General features: G+C 65.8%; 20 protein-coding genes and 1 tRNA gene. 9 read left to right on the top strand and 12 right to left on the bottom strand.

What is annotated here, in order from left to right; genetic code table 11:
* Positions 1–110 precede the first annotated feature (110 nt).
* Positions 111–707: an SRPBCC domain-containing protein gene (locus tag NNX34_RS03180; RefSeq protein ID WP_255765082.1), complete on the top strand. Its 597-nt coding sequence runs from the start codon at positions 111–113 to the stop codon at positions 705–707.
* Between the two features lie 115 nt (positions 708–822).
* Positions 823–3,444, top strand: coding sequence for an ATP-dependent chaperone ClpB (clpB, locus tag NNX34_RS03175; protein ID WP_255765081.1), 2,622 nt, complete (start codon positions 823–825; stop codon positions 3,442–3,444).
* Between the two features lie 82 nt (positions 3,445–3,526).
* Here clpB and NNX34_RS03170 read toward each other — a convergent pair whose 3' ends face one another.
* Positions 3,527–5,188, bottom strand: a complete 1,662-nt coding sequence (locus tag NNX34_RS03170; RefSeq protein ID WP_255765080.1) for a septum formation family protein — start codon at positions 5,186–5,188, stop codon at positions 3,527–3,529.
* A 277-nt stretch (positions 5,189–5,465) separates the two neighbouring features.
* Here NNX34_RS03170 and NNX34_RS03165 point away from each other — a divergent pair, with 277 nt between their 5' ends.
* Entirely contained in the window at positions 5,466–5,699 is a 234-nt protein-coding gene (locus tag NNX34_RS03165) for a DUF3073 domain-containing protein (protein WP_146361664.1), read from the top strand.
* A gap of 159 nt (positions 5,700–5,858) precedes the next feature.
* On the opposite strand, the gene purM is transcribed toward NNX34_RS03165, so the two are convergent.
* From purM to NNX34_RS03140, 5 genes are all read right to left on the bottom strand, one after another.
* The gene (gene purM / locus NNX34_RS03160; protein ID WP_255765079.1) at positions 5,859–6,968 is read right to left on the bottom strand and encodes a phosphoribosylformylglycinamidine cyclo-ligase; all 1,110 of its coding nucleotides are present in this window, start codon (positions 6,966–6,968) and stop codon (positions 5,859–5,861) included.
* On the bottom strand, positions 6,965–8,524 hold the full coding sequence (gene purF, locus NNX34_RS03155) for an amidophosphoribosyltransferase (protein WP_255765078.1): 1,560 nt from the start codon (positions 8,522–8,524) through the stop codon (positions 6,965–6,967). The genes purM and purF overlap by 4 nt, the downstream gene beginning before the upstream one ends.
* A gap of 50 nt (positions 8,525–8,574) precedes the next feature.
* On the bottom strand, positions 8,575–8,895 hold the full coding sequence (locus tag NNX34_RS03150; protein ID WP_255765077.1) for a hypothetical protein: 321 nt from the start codon (positions 8,893–8,895) through the stop codon (positions 8,575–8,577).
* A gap of 80 nt (positions 8,896–8,975) precedes the next feature.
* Complete coding sequence (locus tag NNX34_RS03145; RefSeq protein WP_255765076.1) at positions 8,976–9,341, bottom strand: sterol carrier family protein; 366 nt, start codon at positions 9,339–9,341, stop codon at positions 8,976–8,978.
* Positions 9,342–9,345: 4 nt separating this feature from the next.
* Complete coding sequence (locus tag NNX34_RS03140; RefSeq protein ID WP_255765075.1) at positions 9,346–10,350, bottom strand: asparaginase; 1,005 nt, start codon at positions 10,348–10,350, stop codon at positions 9,346–9,348.
* A gap of 306 nt (positions 10,351–10,656) precedes the next feature.
* On the opposite strand from NNX34_RS03140, the gene purD reads away from it, so the two are divergent.
* On the top strand, positions 10,657–12,000 hold the full coding sequence (gene purD / locus NNX34_RS03135; RefSeq protein WP_255765074.1) for a phosphoribosylamine--glycine ligase: 1,344 nt from the start codon (positions 10,657–10,659) through the stop codon (positions 11,998–12,000).
* Complete coding sequence (locus NNX34_RS03130) at positions 11,997–12,902, top strand: phosphoribosylaminoimidazolesuccinocarboxamide synthase (RefSeq protein WP_255765073.1); 906 nt, start codon at positions 11,997–11,999, stop codon at positions 12,900–12,902. The genes purD and NNX34_RS03130 overlap by 4 nt, the downstream gene beginning before the upstream one ends.
* 66 nt (positions 12,903–12,968) lie before the next feature.
* Here the strand turns inward: NNX34_RS03130 and NNX34_RS03125 are convergent.
* The 3 genes from NNX34_RS03125 to NNX34_RS03115 form a co-directional block, all read right to left on the bottom strand.
* A tRNA-Pro gene (locus NNX34_RS03125) sits at positions 12,969–13,045 on the bottom strand.
* Between the two features lie 143 nt (positions 13,046–13,188).
* A complete protein-coding gene (locus tag NNX34_RS03120; protein WP_370647213.1) occupies positions 13,189–14,139 on the bottom strand; it encodes a metallophosphoesterase in 951 nt (316 codons plus the stop codon).
* The gene (locus NNX34_RS03115; RefSeq protein ID WP_255765072.1) at positions 14,139–16,466 is read right to left on the bottom strand and encodes a transglycosylase domain-containing protein; all 2,328 of its coding nucleotides are present in this window, start codon (positions 16,464–16,466) and stop codon (positions 14,139–14,141) included. The genes NNX34_RS03120 and NNX34_RS03115 overlap by 1 nt, the downstream gene beginning before the upstream one ends.
* Before the next feature lie 35 nt (positions 16,467–16,501).
* Here NNX34_RS03115 and NNX34_RS03110 point away from each other — a divergent pair, with 35 nt between their 5' ends.
* The 3 genes from NNX34_RS03110 to NNX34_RS03100 are packed head-to-tail and all read left to right on the top strand — an operon-like array spanning position 16,502 to position 18,043.
* On the top strand, positions 16,502–16,660 hold the full coding sequence (locus NNX34_RS03110) for a DUF4177 domain-containing protein (RefSeq protein WP_227919175.1): 159 nt from the start codon (positions 16,502–16,504) through the stop codon (positions 16,658–16,660).
* Entirely contained in the window at positions 16,657–17,139 is a 483-nt protein-coding gene (locus tag NNX34_RS03105) for a RidA family protein (protein ID WP_255765071.1), read from the top strand. Before NNX34_RS03110 ends, NNX34_RS03105 begins: the two co-directional genes overlap by 4 nt.
* Positions 17,132–18,043: an NUDIX hydrolase gene (locus NNX34_RS03100; RefSeq protein WP_255765070.1), complete on the top strand. Its 912-nt coding sequence runs from the start codon at positions 17,132–17,134 to the stop codon at positions 18,041–18,043. The genes NNX34_RS03105 and NNX34_RS03100 overlap by 8 nt, the downstream gene beginning before the upstream one ends.
* Positions 18,044–18,145: 102 nt before the next feature.
* Here the strand turns inward: NNX34_RS03100 and NNX34_RS03095 are convergent, their stop codons facing one another.
* Entirely contained in the window at positions 18,146–18,823 is a 678-nt protein-coding gene (locus NNX34_RS03095) for a Crp/Fnr family transcriptional regulator (protein WP_146360700.1), read from the bottom strand.
* A gap of 220 nt (positions 18,824–19,043) precedes the next feature.
* Between NNX34_RS03095 and NNX34_RS03090 the strand changes: the two genes are divergently transcribed.
* Complete coding sequence (locus tag NNX34_RS03090) at positions 19,044–20,225, top strand: MarP family serine protease (protein ID WP_255765069.1); 1,182 nt, start codon at positions 19,044–19,046, stop codon at positions 20,223–20,225.
* A 31-nt stretch (positions 20,226–20,256) separates the two neighbouring features.
* Here NNX34_RS03090 and aroQ read toward each other — a convergent pair whose 3' ends face one another.
* Both aroQ and NNX34_RS03080 read right to left on the bottom strand, forming a co-directional pair.
* On the bottom strand, positions 20,257–20,721 hold the full coding sequence (aroQ, locus tag NNX34_RS03085; RefSeq protein ID WP_255765068.1) for a type II 3-dehydroquinate dehydratase: 465 nt from the start codon (positions 20,719–20,721) through the stop codon (positions 20,257–20,259).
* Positions 20,718–22,016, bottom strand: a complete 1,299-nt coding sequence (locus tag NNX34_RS03080) for an MFS transporter (protein WP_255765067.1) — start codon at positions 22,014–22,016, stop codon at positions 20,718–20,720. The genes aroQ and NNX34_RS03080 overlap by 4 nt, the downstream gene beginning before the upstream one ends.
* Positions 22,017–22,153 lie beyond the last annotated feature (137 nt).

Below are 22,153 nucleotides of genomic sequence, written 5' to 3'. Positions count from 1 at the left end.
TTATAAATACAACTCGCTTCCACCGGCACCCTGCGGACAGCCGGAACGGCCGCAAAGGCCGCTGGAGGACCGGATCGGTTGCCGGTTGTTCTACGGCAGGAGTGGGCAAAATGTCCGATCTGGACATAATTCTCGAGAAGACGGTGCGGTCCTACGGGCGGCGGCAGATCCAGGCCGGCCACGCACTGATGATCGTCATGGCACGCGATATCCCATACCCCATCGGAGAAGTGTGGTCCGCCCTCGCGGATCCGGAGCGCTTGGGTCAATGGGTGGCGCTTCCCGAAGGGGACCTGCGGCGAGGCGGCACCTACAGTCTCCCGGACGGATCCCACGGAGCGATCCTCCGTTGTGACGGACCCCGCCTTCTGACCGTGTCCTGGGCGCGGGAAGGAACCTCCGCTGCCGAGGTGGAATTTCACCTGACCGGGGAGAACGGCGATACCCGGCTGGAACTGCGGTACGCCTCGGTGCGCAAGGGATTCGCGGTAACCGCGGCCCCCGGCGCAGGACTCTGGACCGGCGGTGCGGGGTGGGAATACTTCCTCGACGTCCTGGAAGAGTACCTGGCCGGGAATATCCCCGAGGAGCCGCCCGGGATCCGTTTTGAAATCGAAGCAGCCGGGCCGCTGGCACAGCTCTTTGAAGCGCGGAACGAACGCTGGCGAAGGACGGCAGACGAATTCGACCGGGAGCACATCCCCTAGGCGTCCCCAGCCGCGGTGGTGCGGTAGAGAACTTTACTTCAAAAGTTGAGCGAACTAGACTCAACTTTGTTTAGCATTGCGGAAGCATTCTTCGCTGAGGTTTTGAGGAGCCACCGTGGAAACCAAATTCACGAACAAGAGCCAGGAAGCACTTTCGGCTGCGGCCATGAACGCGAACACTGCGGGGAATCCACAGATTGAACCGGCGCATCTGCTGAAAGCGCTTATGGACCAGCGGCAGGGGGTCGCCGTTGCCCTCCTGAAGGCTGCAGGAATCAATGTGGACACCGTCAGCGCCGCTGCCAGCACCGCCATTCACCAGCTGCCTTCCTCCTCCGGCAGTTCAGTGGCGCAGCCCCAGTTTTCCAGGCCCCTGCTTCAAGTCATCAACGCGGCGCAGCAGGAGGCAGAGAAGCTGGGGGATGCCTTTGTCTCCACCGAACACCTCCTGCTCGGGTTGTCCCTCGACAACGGTCCCGCAGGAAAAGCGCTTCGGGACAACAACGCCGGGCACGACGCGCTCAGCGCCGTGCTTCCAACCGTACGAGGAGACCGCAAAGTGACCAACGCTGATCCGGAGAACACCTTCCAGGCCCTGGAAAAATTCAGTACCGACCTGACGGAAATGGCCCGCTCGGGCAAGCTGGACCCCGTGATCGGGCGGGACGCCGAGATCCGGCGCGTCATCCAGGTGCTCAGCCGCCGTACCAAGAACAACCCGGTACTCATCGGCGAGCCGGGCGTGGGCAAGACGGCCGTCGTCGAAGGACTGGCCCAGCGCATCATTGCAGGGGACGTGCCCGAGAGCCTGAGCGGCAAGACCCTGCTGTCCCTTGACCTTGGATCCATGGTCGCCGGCGCCAAGTACCGCGGCGAGTTCGAGGAGCGGTTCAAGGCCGTGCTCGAGGAAATCTCCAATGCCGAAGGCCAGATCGTCACCTTCATCGACGAGCTGCACACCGTAGTAGGGGCGGGTGCGGCCGAAGGGTCCATGGACGCCGGCAACATGCTCAAGCCAATGCTGGCGCGCGGAGAGCTGCGGCTGATCGGCGCCACCACGCTGGACGAATACCGCGAAAATATCGAAAAGGACGCGGCATTGGAGCGCCGTTTCCAGCAGGTATACGTGGGCGAGCCCAGCGTCCCGGACACCATCGGCATCCTGCGCGGCCTGAAGGAGCGGTACGAGGCCCACCACAAGGTCGCCATCGCCGACTCCGCCCTGGTTGCCGCCGCAACGCTGTCCAACCGCTACATCACCGGACGCCAGCTTCCGGACAAGGCCATTGACCTGGTGGATGAGGCTGCTTCCCGCCTGCGGATGGAAATCGACTCCGCGCCCGAGGAAATCGACGAGCTCCGGCGTGCCGTGGACCGGCTCACCATGGAGGAGCTCGCACTGGCGAATGAAACGGACGAGGCCTCGATTGAGCGGCTGGCCGTCCTGCGCGAAGACATGGCCAATAAAAAGGAACAGCTGGCCGCGCTCAACGCCCGGTGGGAAGCCGAAAAGGCAGGCCTCAACCGCGTCGGTGACATCAAGGCCCAGATTGACGAGCGGCGGAGTGAGGCGGAGAAGTTCCAGCGCGACGGCGACCTCACGGAAGCCTCCCGCATCCTGTACGGCGAAATCCCGGCTCTCCAGAAGGAACTGGAAGCAGCGCAGCAGGCGGAGGCGAACAGTTCCGGAGAAGAAACCCGTGAACTGATGGTCTCCGAGGAAGTCACCGCAGACGACATTGCCGAAGTGGTCTCCGCCTGGACGGGTATCCCCGCCGGGCGGATGCTGCAGGGCGAATCCCAGAAACTACTGGATATGGAAGAAGCCATCGGCTCGCGCCTGATCGGGCAGGGCAAGGCCGTGGCGGCGGTCTCGGACGCCGTGCGCCGCTCGCGGGCAGGCGTCAGCGACCCGGACCGTCCCACCGGTTCCTTCCTGTTCCTAGGCCCCACCGGCGTCGGCAAGACCGAGCTGGCGAAGGCCCTGGCGGACTTCCTCTTCGACGACGAGCGGGCCATGGTCCGCATCGACATGAGCGAGTACTCCGAGAAGCACGCGGTATCCCGCCTGGTGGGTGCGCCTCCCGGATACGTGGGCTATGAAGAGGGCGGCCAGCTCACCGAAGCAGTGCGCCGCCGCCCCTACTCGGTGATCCTGCTGGACGAAGTGGAGAAGGCACATCCGGACGTCTTCGACATCCTGCTGCAGGTGCTCGACGACGGCCGGCTGACTGACGGACAGGGCCGGACGGTGGACTTCCGCAACGTCATCCTGATCCTGACGTCCAACCTCGGGTCCCAGTTCCTGGTGGACCCGGGCCTGACCGAGGAGCAGAAACGCGAATCGGTGATGTCCATGGTCAACGCGAACTTCAAGCCGGAGTTCCTCAACCGGCTCGACGACGTGATCCTGTTCGATCCGCTGAGCCTGGAGGACCTGACCCGGATCGTGGACATCCAGGTGCGTGCCCTGGCCAACCGCCTCCACGAGCGCAGGCTGGTGCTTGACGTGACCGATGCAGCACGGGAATGGCTGGCGCTGACCGGCTACGACCCTGCGTACGGTGCCCGGCCCCTGCGCCGCCTGGTGCAGCGTGAAATCGGCGACCAGCTGGCCCGCGGGATCCTGGCCGGAAAGATCAGCGACGGCAACACGGTCCTGGTGGATAGGCCCGCAGACGGTCTGGACGGGGACGGGCTGGTGGCCGAGCCCGGGCTGACGGTGGCAGCGGTCTAGGTCCGAAGACCAAAAGGCGCGCGGCGGATGATGCCCGCCGCGCGCCTTTGTGCTGTTTGGCTGCGCTTACTCCCGTACCCGCTTACTCCTGCACCAGGGACTCGGTGAGGTCCTGGCCCTCGGGGGCGAAAACAATGCAGTCCACGCGGCGGTCGCCGGAGGCCCAGGTCTGCTCGGTGGGGATGGACTTGGTCAGCTTCAAGCCCGGGGACTCCGCGGCGGCGTCGGCATACTCCACGGCCTTGCAGACCTCGTTGACCCGCTCCTCCAGGGCGCCGGTGCCGGGGAAGACAGCATCCTCGGTGTAGCTGTCGGTGGCGACCAGCTGGGCGTTGTGCGGTGTTTCGCAGGTGACTACGGTGGCGCCGGAGTTGACGTCGTCCCAATCCTTCAGGCACGCTCCCTCCACCAGCTCCAGGGGGCTCACATCCTCGGAGATGACGCCTTCCTCCTTGTCGTTAAAGACGAACACGAAAAGCAGGATGGCGACGACGGCGGCGAGCACAACGCCGCCGAGTACCAGAAGCAGGCGGGTGTTGCTCTTGCTCTTGCCGCTGCCCTTTGCCGCGGCGGGAGCGATGCCTGCCGCCGTCCCTGCCCCTGTTGCGGAGGCCGTGGTGCCGGAGGCTGCGCCGGGCTGCCTGGAGGCTGCTGTTGCCCCCGCTGCCTGGCTTTCGGCCAGCCGGCGTGACCGGCGGGTGTCGCCCGCCGGCACAGCTGCCGTAACGGGCTCCGGTTCGCCGGACGCAGCAACCGGGGCGACTGCTCGCTCCTGGGGTGCGGCGGTCATCGGTGCGGCCGCGTTGATGCCATGCAGGGGATGCGGTTCAGTGTCCCCTCCGGACGGCTCCTGCTCCGCTTCAGCGGCCGGTTCAGGTGTTTCACCGGGCGCCGGAACGTCTAGCCCTGCGGCGGCTTCACCTTCGCCGCCATCGGCTTTGGGGCCCTCAGCCTCGTCGGTGCTGTCGGGCACGGCTTCAGTCTCGGTGCCCTCGGCGTTGGAGTTAGCTGCACCGTCACCGTGGTCCGCGGCGTCTTCCGTGCCGTCGGTGCCGTCCGGCACTGCTTCGCCTTCCGTGCCGTCCGGCACGGCTTCGCCTTCCGCGCCGTCCGGCACGGCTTCAGCCTCCGCGCCGTCGGCCGCAGCGGTACCGGCAGCTGAACCGGAGGCCGTTGCCTCGCCATCTTCGGGTGTTGAACCGGAAAGAGCGGTCGTCTCGTCAGTTTCTCCAGGCCCATCGGTGCCGGCGGCGTTAGCATCCACCTGGACTTCGGTCCCGGCAGGAGCCGGTTCAAGTCCGGACAGGCGCCCTGCTTCCGCCGCGTTGGCCTCGGCTGCAGCGGTTTCCGAGGCAACCTGGTCGAGGGCCGCTGCTTCCACGGCGTCCTCACTCAGGGCCGGCTCGGCCAGGGAGGGTTCTTCCAGTTCGAGGTCCTCGGGTGCCACCACCACCGGCTCCGCGGGAAGCTCCAACGCAGCGGTTTCGTCGCCGTCGCGTTCAGTCCCGGCGTCCGTAGCCAGTGCAGTCGCTGCGGAGCCCGCGCCGTCAGCCCCTTCGGCAGCCATGTCAGGCTCCCCGGCACCCTCGAAACTGCGTTCCCAGACACCGGCGTCGTGGTTTCCGTCTTCGGAGAGCCACGCGGGGGAGTCCGAATGCGCGCTCAGATCGGGGAGGGCTCCCGGCGTACTGTCCTTCTCCGGCGGCGGATAAACCGCTTCCGGTGTACTTTTCTGATCGCTCATGGTGAACGTCTGTCCTCCCTGTAGGCGGTGGCATGATGCACCCCAAAACTGTCTCTACCCCTGACTTTAGCCAATATCAGAGGGTGGGCGCAGGGACCGGCGTGCCGGAGGCCCTGTGCTAATGCCCCGGGAATACTCCTCGCCGCGGTCAAGGGGGCACAAGCCAGCGGGAAAACATGTAACCTGTACTTACGACAAATTGACCAAATATTCCGGGGCCCTCGTTCATCTGCCCGAACGACTAACCTCCGGATCGACGCAAAAAGGGGGTCACGCCATGGGGCGCGGCCGTCAAAAGGCAAAAGCAACCAAGCAGGCTCGGGAGATGAAGTACTTCACCCCGGCCACGGACTACTCGGCGCTGCAGCGTGAGCTCTCAGGACCGACGAGTCGTCCATCCAGTCGATATCCCGAGGAGCCGGCTGAGCCCGACTACTCGGCGTACGAAGATAAGTACGCGGATCAATTTGGCGACGATGACGATGATGAGGGTAACCGCCGCGTAGGCTAGCGGTAATTTCCTCAACGACGTTGGCCAATTGCCTCCTTCAGCGGATCACCTTAGGGTGGGTCCGCTGATTGGCGTTAAGCCTGTAAGTAGGTTTCTCTTAGGTCAAGGCCCCGCACCGGCGTATCCGGTGCGGGGCCTTGCTCTACCCGGCCGGAGCGCTCAGGCGTAGGTCCCGACCAAGCGGACGGCACCGCCGTCGACGCCCTTGGCGCCCTGCACAAAATCGGAATCGGCGCCGGACGGCGTTTCAATCCCGCCGACGGTGCCCATGACCCATGCAGGGACGCCGCGGGCCGCGAGGCGCTCGAGGGCGGCCTCCGCGCTTCCTGCATCGACGATCGCCACCATGCCGACACCGAGGTTCAGCGTCCGTTCAAGGTCCGGCTGAGGCACGTTGCCCAGTTCAGCGATCAGCTTGAACACCGGCGGCAGTTCCCAGGTGGAGCGGTCCACCGTGGCCTGCAACCCCTTCGGCAGCACACGGGCCAGGTTTGCTGCCAACCCGCCGCCGGTCACGTGGCTGAAACCATGCACTCCGGCCGCCTCGTAGCGGGCGAGGTCAAGGCAATCCGCGGCGTAGACGCGGGTAGGTTCGAGCAGTTCCTCGCCCAGGGTGCGTCCCAGTTCGGAAACCTGGCGTTCAAGCTGCCACCCGGCATGGTTGATGACGCGGCGGACCAGGGAGTAGCCGTTGGAGTGGATCCCCGAAGATGCCATACCGATGACTACGTCGCCGCGGCGCACCCGGTCCGGGCCGAGGAGCCGGTCCGCCTCCACCACACCCGTGGCAGCGCCCGCGACGTCGTACTCGTGCTCACCCAGCAGGCCCGGATGCTCGGCGGTTTCCCCGCCGACCAGCGCCGTGCCGGCCACCTCGCAGGCCGCCGCGATGCCGCGGACTATGTCGGCGATGCGCTCCGGCACCACCTTGCCGCAGGCGATGTAGTCCGTCATGAACAACGGCTCGGCTCCCACCACCACGATGTCATCCACCACCATGCCCACGAGATCGAAGCCGATGGTGTCGTGGATGTCCATGGCCTGCGCGATGGCAACCTTGGTTCCGACGCCGTCCGTGGACGTTGCGAGCAGCGGCTTCCGGTAGCTGAGCAGCCGCGAGGCATCGTAAAGGCCGGCGAAACCGCCCACTCCGCCCAGCACCGACGGATTGTGGGTGGCCTTGACGGCCGCCTTCATCAGTTCAACGGCTTTATCGCCGGCTTCGACATCCACTCCTGCGGACGCGTAGGTGATGGAGGTGGCGTTCATACGGCTTCTTTCTTTTCGGCGTCGGTAAGCAGGTTCTCGTATTCGCTGTCCGGTCCCGGGTCACAGCCGTTGGATCCGGCGGCTTCCGCGGGATTGGCAGGTTCCAGCAGGTTCTTCCCCAACCGGTCCGCGGCGGGCAGTTCGATCGGGTAGACACCGGTGAAGCACGCCGTGCACAGCCGTTCCCGCGGCTGCAGGGTCGCATCGATCATGCCGTCTTCGGAAATGTACGCCAGGCTGTCCGCACCGATGGACGCGCGGATTTCCTCCACGGCAGCGCCGTTGGCGATCAACTCGGCCCGGGACGCGAAGTCGATGCCGTAGAAGCACGGCCACTTCACCGGGGGAGAGGAGATCTTCACGTGGACCTCGAGGGCGCCGGCTTCGTGCAGCATCCGGACAATGGCACGCTGCGTATTGCCGCGCACGATGGAATCATCCACCACCACTACCCGCTTGCCGCGGATTACCGATTCGAGGGCGTTCAGCTTCAGTTTGATGCCGAGCTGGCGAAGGGTCTGGCTGGGCTGGATGAAGGTACGGCCAACGTAGGAGTTCTTGACGAACCCGTGGGCAAAGGGAATGCCGGACTCCTCGGCGTATCCCACTGCCGCCGGGGTGCCGGATTCCGGAACCGGGATCACGATGTCCGCCTCGACCGCGTTTTCCCGTGCCAGCTGCCGGCCCATCTCGACCCGGGATTCGTAGACCGACCGGCCGGCAATGGTGGCGTCGGGGCGGGCGAGGTAAACGTACTCGAACACGCAGCCGGCCGGCGTCGGCTCCCCGAAGGTGCGGCTGCGGACCCCGGATTCGTCAATGGCAATGAATTCGCCCGGCTTGATTTCCCGGATGAAACTGGCTCCCACCGTGGCGAGGGCGGAGCCTTCGGAGGCCACCACCCAGCCACGCTCCAGCCTTCCAAGCACCAGCGGCCGGACGCCGTAGGTGTCCCGCGCGGCGTAGAGGGTGCCCTCATCCATAAACACAAAGGAGAACGCGCCGCGCAGTTTCGGCAGCAGCTCCATGGCCGTGTCCTCCAGGGAGCGTCCGTCGCTGCCGTTGAGCAAAGCGGTGACCAATGCCGTGTCGGAGGTGTTGCCCTGGGCGATTTCGCCGGAGCGGGGCCGGCCTTCGCGCTCGAGGATCAGTTCATACAGTTCAGCGGAGTTTGTCAGGTTGCCGTTGTGCGCCAGGGCCACGGTGCCGCTCGCGGTGGCGCCGAGGGTGGGCTGGGCATTGGCCCAGTGGGAGGCTCCGGTGGTCGAATACCGGCAGTGCCCCACCGCAATGTGCCCCAAAAGGGTATTGAGCGTGGTCTCGTCGAAGACCTGGGATACCAGCCCCATGTCCTTGTATACGCTGATGCGGTTGCCGTCGCTGGTTGCTATGCCGGCGGACTCCTGTCCGCGGTGCTGCAGGGCGTACAACCCGTAATAGGTAAGCTTCGCCACCTCTTCGCCGGGGGCCCAGACTCCGAAGACTCCGCAGGCATCCTGCGGGCCTTTTTCTCCGGGCATCAGATCATGGGAAAGCTGTCCGTCTCCACGTGCCATGTGTGAATTGTCTCATGGACAACCGGCGGCGCGGGCTGTGCGCGCAACCGTTACGACGACGGCTGTTCCCGGCTCTCCGGTTCCGCGGGATCTACGCTTTCCACCATGGACCGGCGGGCCCTGCGGACACTGATCCAATCCAGGATGAGGGCGGTCAAGGCGCCCAGCAGCAGCCCCGGGAGGCCGAACATGACGGTGAAGAACCCGAGGGTGGCTTCACGCGTGAAGCTGGGGTTCTCGGCCCCGCCGTAAGCGACGAAGAGGGCAGCAATAAACCCGGCAACCACTCCCAGTGCCAGGAAAGGGACGAAACGGGGAGCGCGGCGGACCGTAATCTCGCGGCGCTCAGGGCTGTGCTGCTCGGAAACCATGCTTCGATTCTACCGGCCGGGCACTCTCCCGCTTGCCGATGGAAACCAGGCGCGGACGGGACGGATCCCGGCCGGGGATCCTAGGACCCGGTCCGGAAGAGCGGCAGCACCTCGGAAAGGTCCGCGCGCAGCCCCGAGGCGGCCACCTTCCCCGCGGCAACGGCGTCGGCCCAGGACTGCCGGCCGGTGACCAGCGCCAGCCAGGTGGCGCCGTCGGTCTCGATGACGTTCGGGGGAGTGCCGCGGGTGTGCCGGGGGCCGGCCACGCACTGGGTCACCCCGAAGGGCGGAACCCGGACCTCGACGCTGTTGCCGGGGGCGCGTTCGGCAAGTTCCTCCAGGGCATACCGCACTGCCATGGCAGTGGTGCCGCGGTCAGTTGCCCCGGCTGCCGCTGCCTGCAGGGCGGCCCTGCCGTCTTCGCCCGAGATCCGGCGCCGTGCCACGCTTCTAGCCCAGCAGCGCCGTGACCGGCGCACCCAGCCGCAGGCTTCCCACGGGCTGTCCGCCGCCGAGTACCGGCTGCATGATCTTGGTCAGCACCTTCTCCACGGCCAGCGGATCGACGGCGCCGCTGGCAGCCAGCAGCGTCAGGCCCACCAGGGATGCGGCGCGGGTATTGCCGTCGAGCATCTTCAGCGCCACGGCAACGCCGGTGTCGGTGCCCAGCACCAGGACACCCTCGGCGCCGTTCTTGGCGATGATCCCCAGGTCCTCCATCACAACCGAGTTCTCGCGGCCGTGGCCGTGCACCGCCCACGGGTAATCGAGCATCGCGGTGGCAACCGTTGCCGCACGGGCGTTGCCGTGCTTGCCGGACGGCGCCTTGGCCAGCCGGCCGATGCCGCGGGCCAGGCCGGTCAGCGAGACAGCGGCCAGCGGCGCGCCGCAGCCGTCCACCGCCCAGTGCTGCACGGTTTCACCGGTGAATTCCTCGATCACCTCTGCGATGCGGCGCTGCAGCGGATGCTGGGGATCCAGGTAGGTGGCGTGGTCCCAGTTGTTCTCGGTGCACGCCCAGAGGAAGGCGGCATGCTTGCCGGAGCAGTTGAATGCGATCCGCTGCGGCCCCTTGCCTTCGCGGATGAGTTCATTTCGAGCCTCGGTGTCCTGCGGCCAGTCCTCGGGGCACTGCAGGTGCCCCTCGGTGACGCCGGCGGCGGCCAGCATGCCGCGTACGACGTCGGTGTGTTCCCGGGAGCCGACGTGGCTGGCGGCGGCAAGTGCCACCTGCGGCCCGCGCAGCGGCACCCCGGACTGCATGGCCGCGACGGCTTGGAACGGCTTGAGCGTGGAGCGGGGGAAGATCGGCGTGGTGATGTCACCGAGTTCCGTGACCACGGTGCCGTCGGCGGCCATCACGACGGCGGAGCCGATGTGGCGGGATTCAATAAAACCGTTGCGCTCCAGCACTGCCAGTTCAACGGCGTCGGACGCGGTAAAAGTTGCGTTCATGTTCTTCAGTCTAAAGGGGTGCGGGGGGCGAACCGGCGATGACGGCCCCGGCACCGCCGTCGATCTCGCTGCCCCCCGCTGTTCCTCGGTATGCGCCGCACCGCTGCAGCGCCCGCACTTCCACTATCGATCCGCCTCGGGGCTACCTGCAAGGGACGTCGGCCTGCAGGTACCGGACGAATGGCAAATAGGTAGCCACGGATGCCAAGCTGCCGCGGGCAGGCATCCCGGCGGCAATCCGTGCCGCGGCGTCATGTTGGGCAGGTGCTTTCAGGCGGTCCATCCCAGCAAGTACCCTGATCTACTGTGAAGGTTCTCGTAGTAGGCCCCGGCGGCCGCGAACATGCCCTTGTCCGAGCGCTCCTAGCTGATCCCTATGTCCGCGAGGTCCACGCGGCACCCGGGAACGCAGGCATTGCCCAGCTGGTGCCGGTCCACCCGGTCGAGGCCACCGACCCCTCCGCGGTCACGGAACTGGCCCGCTCCCTCGGTTCCGACCTGGTGGTCATCGGACCGGAAGCACCGCTCGCGGCAGGTGTGGCCGACGCGCTGCGGGAGGCGGGGTTTGCCGTGTTCGGTCCGTCACAGGCTGCCGCCCAGCTCGAAGCTTCCAAAGCCTTCGCCAAGCAGGTCATGGCGGCCGCCAACGTTCCCACGGCCATGGCGCGCATGGCCGGCACCATGGAGGAAGCCGCCGACGCACTCGACACCTTCGGCACTCCGTACGTGGTCAAGGACGACGGGCTGGCCGCGGGCAAGGGCGTGGTGGTGACTTCGGACCGGAACGAAGCACTGGAGCATGCCCGCGCCTGCTTCGAGGCGGGCGGAACCGTGGTGATCGAGGAATTCCTGGACGGCCCCGAGGTCTCGCTCTTCGTGCTCTCGGACGGACGGCATGTGGTGCCGCTGGCTCCGGCCCAGGACTTCAAGCGGATTTTCGACAACGACGCCGGCCCCAACACCGGTGGCATGGGCGCCTACTCGCCTGTGGACTGGGCACCGGCCGGGCTGGTGCAGGACGTAGTCCGCCGGGTTGCGCAGCCGACCATCGACGAAATGGCTTCCCGCGGCACCCCTTTCGTGGGCGTGCTTTACTGCGGGCTTGCCCTGACGACGCGCGGGGTGCGGGTCATCGAATTCAACGCCCGCTTCGGTGACCCGGAGACGCAGGCGGTGCTGGCCCGGTTGAAGACACCGCTCGGCGGGCTGCTGATGGCGGCGGCCAAGGGGGAGCTGGACGCCATGGAACAGCTGAAATGGGACCCGCGCCCCGCCGTCGCCGTCGTGGTCGCAGCAGAAAACTATCCGGGCAAGCCGAGGACCGGTGACCGGGTGCGCGGGCTGAAGAAAGCCGGGCGGCTGGAGGGCGTACACGTGCTGCACGCCGGGACCAAGCTCAAGAAGGACAAAGTGCACAGCGCCGGCGGGCGGGTACTTTCCGTTGTCGCGCTGGGTTCGGACCTGAACGAGGCGAGGGACCGTGCCTACGCCGGCGTCGATCTGATCCGGCTCGAAGGGTCCCAGCACCGCACCGATATTGCCTTGAAGGCTGCCCGCGGCGAAGTGCGGGTTCCGGAAGGCAGCTCGGGGCAGCCGGGCAGCACCGCCGAGCCGGAGGCCGAAGTGGCCCGCGAAGGGAAACTCGCATGAGCGACGGTACGGGCCGTGCGCCCCAGCTGCCCGGCTGGCGGCATGTGTATTCGGGCAAGGTGCGCGATCTGTACGTGCCCGAAGGGGACGGGGACGACGCCGGCCGCGTGCTGGTAGTGGCCAGCGACCGGATCAGCGCGTATGACCACGTGCTGGCCACCACCATTCCGGACAAGGGGCGGATCCTCACCCAGCTCAGTCTTTGGTGGTTTGACCAGCTGGGGGACATCCCGAACCATGTGATTTCCGCCCGGGAGGGTGTTCCGGAGACGGTGGCCGGCCGGGCGATGATCTGCAAAAAGCTGGAGATGTACCCGGTGGAGTGTATTGCGCGCGGTTACCTGACCGGCTCCGGGCTGGCCGAGTACCAGGCCTCCCGCACAGTATGCGGGTTGCCGCTGCCTGCCGGGCTGGTGGACGGTTCGCGGATTGAACCGGCCGTGTTTACCCCCTCGGCCAAGGCCGAGCAGGGCGAACATGACGAGAACATCACCTATGAGGCAGTGGTGGACACAGTGGGCCCCGGCACGGCGGAAGAGCTGCGTACGCTGACGCTGCAGATCTACACCCGGGCAGAAGCCGTGGCACGGGAACGCGGGATCATCCTTGCGGATACCAAAGTGGAGTTCGGAAAGGATCCGGTGACCGGTGCGGTCACTTTGGGGGACGAAGTGCTGACCCCGGATTCGTCCCGTTTCTGGGACGCGGCACTGTATTCACCCGGCCAGGCCCAGCCGTCCTTCGATAAGCAATATGTGCGGGACTGGCTTACCTCACCGGCCTCGGGCTGGGACCGGTACTCCGATGCGCCGCCCCCTGCCCTCCCGGACGACGTCGTCGAACGCACCCGGAGCCGGTATGTGGAGGCCTACGAACGGCTTACCGGGGAGAAGTTCGTCTAGTCCCGGCATGTGCTCTTGGCACCTTAACGCAAAAGGGCCGGTCAGATTTCTCTGACCGGCCCTTTCTGGTCGGGGTGACAGGATTTGAACCTGCGACCTCGTCGTCCCGAACGACGCGCGCTACCAAGCTGCGCCACACCCCGTAACCACTGTTCCGCTGAAGTGTTTGACGACCTCGCGAAGCAACTTTACAAGGATACTAGACAAATCCCGATTCCGCGAAACGGACGTCTTGAACCTCTCCGGCGGCCGCTGCGGAAGGGCCGGTCCGGAGCCGGATCCGGGCTTAGGTGTCCCGCGCCGTCAGGGTCAGCAGGACTGCCTCGGGACGGCAGGCAAAGCGCACCGGTGCGTAGCGTGAGGTGCCGATGCCGGCGGAGACATTCAGCGGCACCCGGCGTCCTGCGTGTGCCCAGGAGGTCAGGCCGCGGGCCTGCCAGGTCGGCAGGTCGCAGTTGCTGACCAGGGCGCCGTAGCCGGGAATGCAGACCTGTCCACCGTGGGTGTGCCCTGCGAGGATGATCTCGGCGCCTCCGCCGGTGAACTCGTTGAGCACGCGCTGATAGGGAGCGTGGGCGACGCCGATCTTCACTTCGGGTGCTGCGTTGTTTCCCGTGGATGGGGATGCGCCGGACGGAGCAAAGCCCTGATATTTGTCCCGTCCCAGGTGCGGGTCATCCACTCCGGAAAAGTTCAGGCGCAGGCCGGGCAGGTCCATCACACTGCTGGTGTTGGTCAGGTTCTGCCAGCCGGCGTCCTGGAAGGAGTCGAAGAGGCTGCCCCAAGGCAGCTTCTCAGGTTCGCGCCGATGCTTGGAGGGGCCGGTGAAGTATGTGAACGGATTCTTCAGGACCGGGGCGTAGTAGTCGTTGGAGCCCGGGACAAAGACACCCGGGAAACGCATCACGGGTTTCAGCGCCTCAAGCACGGCTGGTACTGCCTGCGGGTGGCTGAGATTGTCGCCGGTGTTGACTACCAGATCCGGTTCCAGCTCAGCCAGGCCCTGCAGCCAGCGGACTTTCCGCTCCTGGCCGGGAACAAAGTGGATGTCCGAAAGGTGCAGGACCCGCAGGGGAGCGCTTCCGGTCGGCAGGACCCGGACGGTTTCTTCACGGACACCGAAGAGGTTCCGTTCTATCAGGGAGCCGTAGGCGAAGGCCGCAGCGCCGGTGCCGGCGAGGCCGCCGGCCAGCCATGCTGCCTTCCGCACCACAGAGGTGAGGGTCGAATCAGCCACTAGCCGTTACCGCCGCCGTTGCCGCCGCCGTTACCGTTGCCGCCGCCTTCACCGCCGCCGTTACCGCCGTTACCGTTGCCGCCGCCTTCACCGCCGCCGTTGCCGCCGTTACCGTTGCCGCCGCCGTTGCCAGGCCCCTGATCTGCGGCAGGGGAGGCCGGCGGGGAAGCCGGCGGAGTGGCGCGGGGCGGTGCCGTGTTGCCGACCATGCTGGCCGGGGGAGCGGTAAACGCGTTGGCTTCGTACTGGCCGGCAATCCGCTGGATGTAATTCTTCCAGGAGGGACCGGCGATCAGGGAGCCGTCGATTTCCGGGTAGGTCCGTCCGCCGATCAGCTTGTCGGACATGGTGGTGTTATTGGCTTTCCAGTTGCCGATCCACGAGGCGGTGACCATTCCGGTGCTGTAGCCCATGAACCAGGTCTGCGAGCGGGTGTCGTTGGTGCCGGTCTTGCCGGCGGTGGGAACACCGACCTGCAGGTTCACACCGGAACCGTTGGTCATCACCCGCTGAGTGGCCATATTGACGCCCTGGGCAACCTCTTTGCGCATCACCTGCTCGCAGGACTGCTCCGGAACCGGATATTCGGTGCCGTCGGCGCCGGTGACGGACTCAAGCGCAATGGGGTCACACTTCATGCCTTCGGCGGCAAGAGTAGCAAAACCGGTGGCCATGGACAGCGGAGAGGCGTCGCCGCCGCCGCCGAAGGTGGACGGCGGGTCGACGGAGAGCATGTCCTCTTTGCCTTCCGAGCTCTTGCCGTTGTGGATTCCTGCGGCAAAGGCGATTTCCTGGAAGGAGCACAAATCCAGCTGGTTGATCTCCGCGAGGGTGATGGTGTTGTAGGACTGCGCCAGGCCGTCCAGGACGGTGGTGCTCTTGTAGTTCGTGTCGCCGTAGTTGATGGGCGTCCACGGTTCAAGTGCAACGTAGCGGCCGCCGGGCAGGCACTTGGCGTTCCAGGAGTGCCCCGCGGGGTAGGTGCGCTTGGACCCGTTCAGGGTGGTGTTCAGGGTTTTGCCCGAATCCAGCCAGGCAGCAACTGTGAACGGCTTGTACGTGGACCCGGGCTGGAAACCACCCAAGCCGTTGAGCGGTTTGCTTGGATCACCGTCTTGGTTGACGTCCACGTTGAAGTTCTGGACGGAGTTGCCGTCCGCGAGTTCCGGCGTGTACCGGGTGTTCTGGGCCATGGTCAGGATCTTGCCGGTGCCCGGTTCGATGCTGACCATCGCGTGGCCGATCTCAGCGTCGGTGGTGTCCGGATTGGCCGTTTCGTTGACGGCTGTCTGCGCGGCATTCTGGAACGTTGGGTTCAGGGTGGTCTTGATGGTCAGGCCGCCGCGCTTGAGCAGCTTGTCCCGATCTTCCTCGGTGGCGCCGAAGTTCTCGTCGTTGAGCACAAGGCGTGTTACGTAGTCACAGAAATAGGGGGCCTGTGAGGCACCAACGCAGTTGCTCGATACCGGCGTGATCTGCAGGTCCAGTCCGGTGGCAACAGCGGCGTCGAAGTCTGCCTGCGCGATGCGGCCCTTATCCAACATGGCCTGGAGCACCAGGTTCCGGCGTTCCAGGGCGCGCTCGGGGTTCAGCTCCGGGCTGTAGAAAGTGGGACCGTTGACGACGCCGGCCAGCAGGGCCGACTGGGCGATGGTCAGGTCCTTGGCATCAACGTTGAAGAAGTAGCGGGCCGCAGCCTGGACGCCGTACGTGGTGCCGCTGAACGGAACGATATTGAAGTAGCCCTCAAGGATTTCGTCCTTGCTGAGCTCTTTTTCCACCGCAATTGCAAGCTTCATTTCGCGAAGCTTGTCGCCAACCGATTTACCGCCGCTGAAAACAACTTCCTCGTTGTTCTGCATGTTGGTGTCAATGATGACGTTGTTTACGTATTGCTGGGTGATGGTGGAAGCACCGCGCGTGCTGTCACTGGTGGCATTGGACACAAGGGCCCCCATGATGCCCTGCAGGTCCACCCCGCCGTGATCGTAGAACCGGTCATCCTCGATGGCCAGCATGGCATCCACCATATTCGGCGACACCTGGTCGAGGGTCACCGGCTGGCGGTTCTCCTCGTACACCGTGGCGATCAGGGAGCCGTCGTTTGCGTAGATCTTTGACGGCGTGGCCAGTGCCCCGCGTTCCAGCTCCGAGGGAAGCTGGTCAAAGAACTGGATGGATCCGGATGCGGCTGTGCCTGCTGCTGCGGCTACGGGAACCAGGAGACCGGCAGCCAGGACTCCGCAAAGAGCACTGATGCCGAAGAACGCGACGAGCTTCCCGAGAGTGGTCGCCGTGTCAAAGAACGGTGATTTGCGTGCTGCCATGCGAGACAGTCTACAAGCACGTTACGCTTTCCCTTATGACCAAATGGGAATACTTCATTACGCCTCTTCCACTGCACACACCCGGCCAAGTCCTCAATATGCACGGGGACGAAGGCTGGGAACTGGTACAGATCGCTTCGGCGCCGAACGGAACCGGTTCCGTCGCCTACATGAAACGCGAAAAAAACCAGTGACCAGCGCTGCCGGTGCAGTCTCGGCTGTTGAGGTCAGGCTCCGGGAACTGGGCCTGAGCCTTCCCTCCGTCGCGTCTCCGGTGGCCGTCTACGTTCCGGCCGTGATCACCGGAAACCTCGTCCACACTTCCGGCCAGCTGCCGTTTGTGGACGGGGTCCTGCCGGCCACGGGCAAGGTCGGTGCCGAAGTGGGCGCAGAGGAGGCCGCGTCCTACGCGGCCATCTGCGCCGTCAATGCCCTGGCTGCCGTGAAGGCTCAGATTGGTGACCTTGACCGCGTGGTACGGGTGGTGAAGGTGGTGGGCTACGTCGCCTCCGACCCTTCCTTCACCGGCCAGCCGGCCGTCATTAACGGTGCTTCCGAGCTGCTGGGAAATGTCTTCGGCAAGGCGGGAAGCCATGCCCGTTCCGCCGTCGGTGTCGCGGTCCTGCCCCTGGACGCGCCTGTTGAAGTAGAAATGATCGTTGAATTTGCCTAACTCCACAGTCCGGCTTTTCCCGGTAGCCCCCGCGGACCGGGTGGCGGCCCAGACTTGGTTCGAGCGCCCCGACCGCACGCCCCGCAAACCGCGGCTGGCGTCCTCGGTGGTGCTGCTGCGGGACTCCCCGCGCGGTACCCAGACGTACCTTTCGTACCGGCGCGGCGAATCGCCCCTGGGTAAGGTCGCCTTCCCGGGCGGCAGCATCGAAGAGAACGACGACGCGCAGGTCGCGTGGTACGGTCCGGCCCCGGCACTGTGGGCGAAGTCCATGGGTGCCGACGACGCGCGGCTCGCCCGCCGCCACGTCGTGGCCGCGATCCGCGAGTTGTTCGAAGAAACCGGCATCCTGCTCGCCGGCCCCGACGAGTCCACACTGCTGGAAAGCAACCGCGGCCCGGAATGGATGGCTGCACGAACGGCCATTGCCACCCAGGAGGCATCCTTCCTGGAGCTGCTTGGAAAGCGCGGCCTCGGCCTGCGCACCGACCTTTTGCGCCCGCTCTCCAACTGGCACAGCGCCGACTTTGCGCTCCGGCGCTTCGATACCCGTTACTTTGCCGCGGTCCAGCCGGTGGGCCAGGACGCCACCCTGCTGGAGGGTAAAGGTGTCTGGGCAGACTGGAAACCGGCGGCGGAAGTCATTGCCGCGCGGGACAGCACCGAGTTGGGCGACGAAATCGGCCAGCAGGACACGACCGGGCTGACCCTGGGCGAACTGGTGGTTCCCGCCGTCGAACTCACGCTGGAAAAGGTAGCGTCCGCCCGAGGCTGTATCGCGTATCTTTCGAGCCGCCGGCCCGCGGCCGTTTACCAGCCGGAACTGGTCGAGGTTGATGGGAAGCCCTGCGTAGCCGTCCGCCCAGGTGGCGGCACCGAAGGATCCTCCCAGCACGGGCGCTAGCCGGCCTCGGCTCGGCCGGTGCACAAACGTGCACGGATCTCAAACAACAACGGCGGCGTCGGTCGCAGGGACCGACGCCGCCGTTGTTGGTGTTTCGTGCCTTTAGCGGGAGCGCTGGCGCAGCCGCTGGACGTCAAGAATGACAACCGCGCGGGCTTCCAGGCGCAGCCACCCACGCTGGACAAACTCGGCGAGGGCCTTGTTCACAGTTTCGCGGGAGGCGCCAACCAGCTGGGCCAGCTCCTCCTGGGTGAGCTCGTGCGCAACCAGGATGCCGTCGGTCGCGGGACGGCCGAAGCGGTCCGCCAGGTCCAACAGCGCCTTTGCCACGCGGCCCGGAACGTCGGAGAACACGAGGTCCGCCAGGGACTCGTTCGTCCGGCGAAGCCTGCGGGCCAGTGCCTGCAGCAGCTGGACGGAAACCTCGGGGCGGGTTTCAATCAGGGCGCGCAGGTTCTCGTGCCGCAGGCCCGCAAGGCGGGTTTCGGAAACGGCGGTTGCCGTGGCGTTCCGGGGCGAGGGATCAAAGAGGGCCATCTCGCCGAACAGTTCGCCCGGGCCGAGGATCGCCAGCAGGTTTTCCCGACCGTCCGGGGCGGAGCGGCCAAGCTTGATCTTGCCGGAGACGATGAAATAGAGCTGGTCGCCCTGATCGCCTTCGCGGAAGACGGAGGCGCCGCGTGAGAGGTCGACCTCAGTGAGCTCTTCGGTCAGGGCGGCGAAGACGTCGTCTCCCAGAGAGGCGAACAACGGCGCGCGGCGCAGTACCTCGATATCCATGAAATCTCCTGTAAATAGTGGTCTCTCCTTATTATCTTGCCGCACGTCACCCCCTAGTGATACCTAAAGCACGTTTGTTCACCGATAGGTCCGAAAAAGAGGGCAGGACCACAGGCGCCGGGTCAATCCTGATAACGGGTTCCGGAGGTTGTCCCTATAAACTCGCACTGCAGCGGCCTTCCACCGCCCGGCCACCCGATTGACACGCTTGGAGCTCTTTGTGCTCGGACTGACACTTCTGGACATCATCCTGCTCCTCGTCCTGATCTTCTACCTCGTTGCAGGACTGCGCAACGGACTGGTGGTGACCCTCGGCGGGATCGTGGGATTCGTTGCCGGCGCCGTTGGCGCCTTCTTTGCCATTCCGCTGGTTGCCGAATGGGTTCCGGATAACGGCTGGCGGCTGACGGTGGTCATTGCCACGGCCGTCGTCCTGGTGCTCGTGGGCCACGCGGCCGGAGCCGCGCTTGGCGGAATGATCCGCAGGTGGCTGAATTTCCCGCCGCTGAAGTTCCTGGACCGCGTACTCGGCGGTGCCGCCAACCTTGTAGTGGCAGCGCTGGTCATGGCCATGCTTGCCTTCAGCGTGACGACGCTGGGCGTTCCGTTCCTGTCCCAGCAGATTGCCGCCTCGAAGGTACTCACCACCATTGACGATGCCACCCCCGAGCAGGTGAAGACCTGGAGTGCGCAGATTCGTTCCTTCACTGTCTCCGAGGGGCTGCCGACCATCCTTGACAGCGCCGCACCCCAAACGGCTGTCCCGCCCAGCGCGGAGGTGGACTCCGAGGAGCTGCGGACCGCGTCGGCGTCGGTCCTCAAAATCACCGGCACGGCGTATCAGTGCGGTCAGAACCAGACAGGGTCAGGCGTTGTGGTGGCGGATGACCGCGTGCTCACCAACGCCCACGTGGTTGCCGGCGTGAACGAACCGGTAGTGGAGGTTCCCGACGGCAGCGTGCTCCCCGGACGGGTGGTCCACTTCGATTCAGCACGCGACCTGGCCGTCCTCGCTGTGGAAGGGCTCGACGCCGATCCCGTCCCCGTGGGCGAGCCGCTTGCGGCCGGCACCACCGCGGCCTTTGCCGGTTATCCGGCAGGCGGCCCGTTCCGGCTGCAGGCCGCAAGCGTCGAGGGCCTGTCCAACGTGTCCGTCCGGGATATCTACGGAACCTCCCCAACGGTGCTGGAGGTCTACACCCTGGCCGCGAACGTGCAGCAGGGTAATTCCGGCGGGCCGCTGCTGGACATGGACGGCCGCCTCGCCGGCATCATTTTCGCCAAGACCACCAGCGACCAGCCGATCGGCTATGCCCTCTCACTGGCTGAGGTCGGCCCTGTGGTTGACGCCGCACCGGGTTATGACAGCCCGGTTTCCGCCGGCCAGTGCACCAGCAAATAATCCTGCCCCAGCTACGCCGTGCCGGCCATGGCTACTCCGCGGCCCGGCCGCCCGCGGACCCGATCAGGTAGTCCACCGCCATGCGGTAGCCGCTGATACCGGCCCCGCAGATCACTACCTCCGCCACTGCGGAGACGAAGGAGTGGTGGCGGAACTCCTCGCGGCGGTGGATGTTGCTCAGGTGAACCTCGACCACCGGCAGCTCCACGCCGGACAAGGCGTCCGGGATGGCCACCGACGTGTGGCTGTAGGCACCGGGATTGATGACAATGCCGTCCGCAGTGCCGCGCGCCGCGTGGATGGCATCGATCAGATCGCCTTCGTGGTTGGACTGGACACAGTCCACGGTCCAGCCGTGGGCGGAGGCCGCGGCCATTGCCGCGGCCTCCACATCCGCCAGGGTGGAGCTGCCGTAGATCGCCGGTTCGCGGGTGCCCAACAGGTTCAGGTTGGGGCCGTTAAGGACGAGGAGGTTGCGGGTTCCGGCTGCAGTCATGGCTTAACTATGCCGGAGCTTGGATAAGAAGGCTGCACGGCGGCCGTGTTGCGCGCTGTCATGCGGCGGGCGGCCAGCGCGCCGGCAATGGTGATCAGGGACATCAGGGCCAGGACGACGCCGGGATGCCACCACGCACCGCCGGTTGCATTGGAGAACACCTGGGTGATGGACGGGGTGAATCCGGAGAGGATGCCGGCCAAGCTGTAGGCCAGGGACATAGCGGTGAAGCCGGTTCGGGCCGGGAACAGATCCGCCATCAATCCGCCCAGTGCCGCCCACGCCGCCGTCGGCGCGATGCCGCCGATCAGGATGGTCAGGATGTAGACCGGCGCGGTGGCGTTGCTGATGATGAAGTACAGCGGGAAGGAGATCAGCAGGGTGGCCACGGCTCCGGCCATCACCATCCGCGCCGAACCGATCCGATTGGCCAGGAAACCGAACGCGGGGATGGTTGCCAACTGCAGCACCGAACCGACCAAGGCCGCGTTCAGGACTGTGGATTCGGACAGCCCAAGCACAGTTGTGCCGTAGGACTGGGTGTAGGTGGTCATCAGGAAGTAGGAGCCGATACCCAGCAGTGCAGCCGCGGCCGCCACCAGGACTGCAGCCCACTGGGTGCGGAGCACCTCCAGCAGCGGAACCCGGGTGATCTGGTGCGCCTGTGCCACGCCCTTGAAAACGGGGGTTTCATCGATGGCCAGCCGCAGGTACAGGGCGATGCCCATAAAGGGGAAGGCCAGCAGGAACGGAATGCGCCAGACCCCGGCCGCCAGGTCCTCGTCGGAAACCTGGGTGAGCAGCAGGAAGATGCCGGTGACCATGATGGTGCCTACCGGCGAACCGATCTGCGGGATGGCCGCGTACAGCGCCCGCTTTCGGGGAGCGGCGTGCTCGGTGGCAATCAGGATGGAACCGCCCCATTCACCCCCGACGGCCAGGCCCTGGAGCAGGCGCAGCGCGACCAGCAGCAGCGGCGCCCAGATCCCGATGGTGTTGTAGTCCGGCAGCAGGCCGACGGCTCCGGTGGCGGTACCCATCAGGACGATGGTTCCGATCAGGGACGTTTTGCGTCCTACCCGGTCACCGATGTGGCCGAAGAGAATGGCGCCCAGGGGCCGGGCGATGAAGCCCATGCCCAAGGTCAGGAAGGACAGCAGGATGCCGGTCGCTGCATCCACGTCGGGAAAGAAAATCCGGTTCAGGATCAGGGCTGCGGCCGTGCCGAAAACATAGAAGTCGTAGGACTCCAAAGCGGTGCCGATAAACGAGGCGCCCGCAACTTTGCGGGCCATCTTGGAAGAGGAGGGGGTGGGGGGTGCGGCTGGTGCGGCCGGTGCGGGTGTAGTAGACACAGACAGGAATTGTCCTAGCAGTGGCGGCTTTCACCAAGTCCATGAGTCCAATGTCACATTGGTCCGGATTTCCGCGG

It is taken from the genome of Arthrobacter sp. zg-Y1116 (genome assembly GCF_024385485.1).
In the GTDB taxonomy this organism is placed as follows: domain Bacteria; phylum Actinomycetota; class Actinomycetes; order Actinomycetales; family Micrococcaceae; genus Arthrobacter_B.
This window is presented reverse-complemented; position numbering and strand designations above follow the sequence as displayed.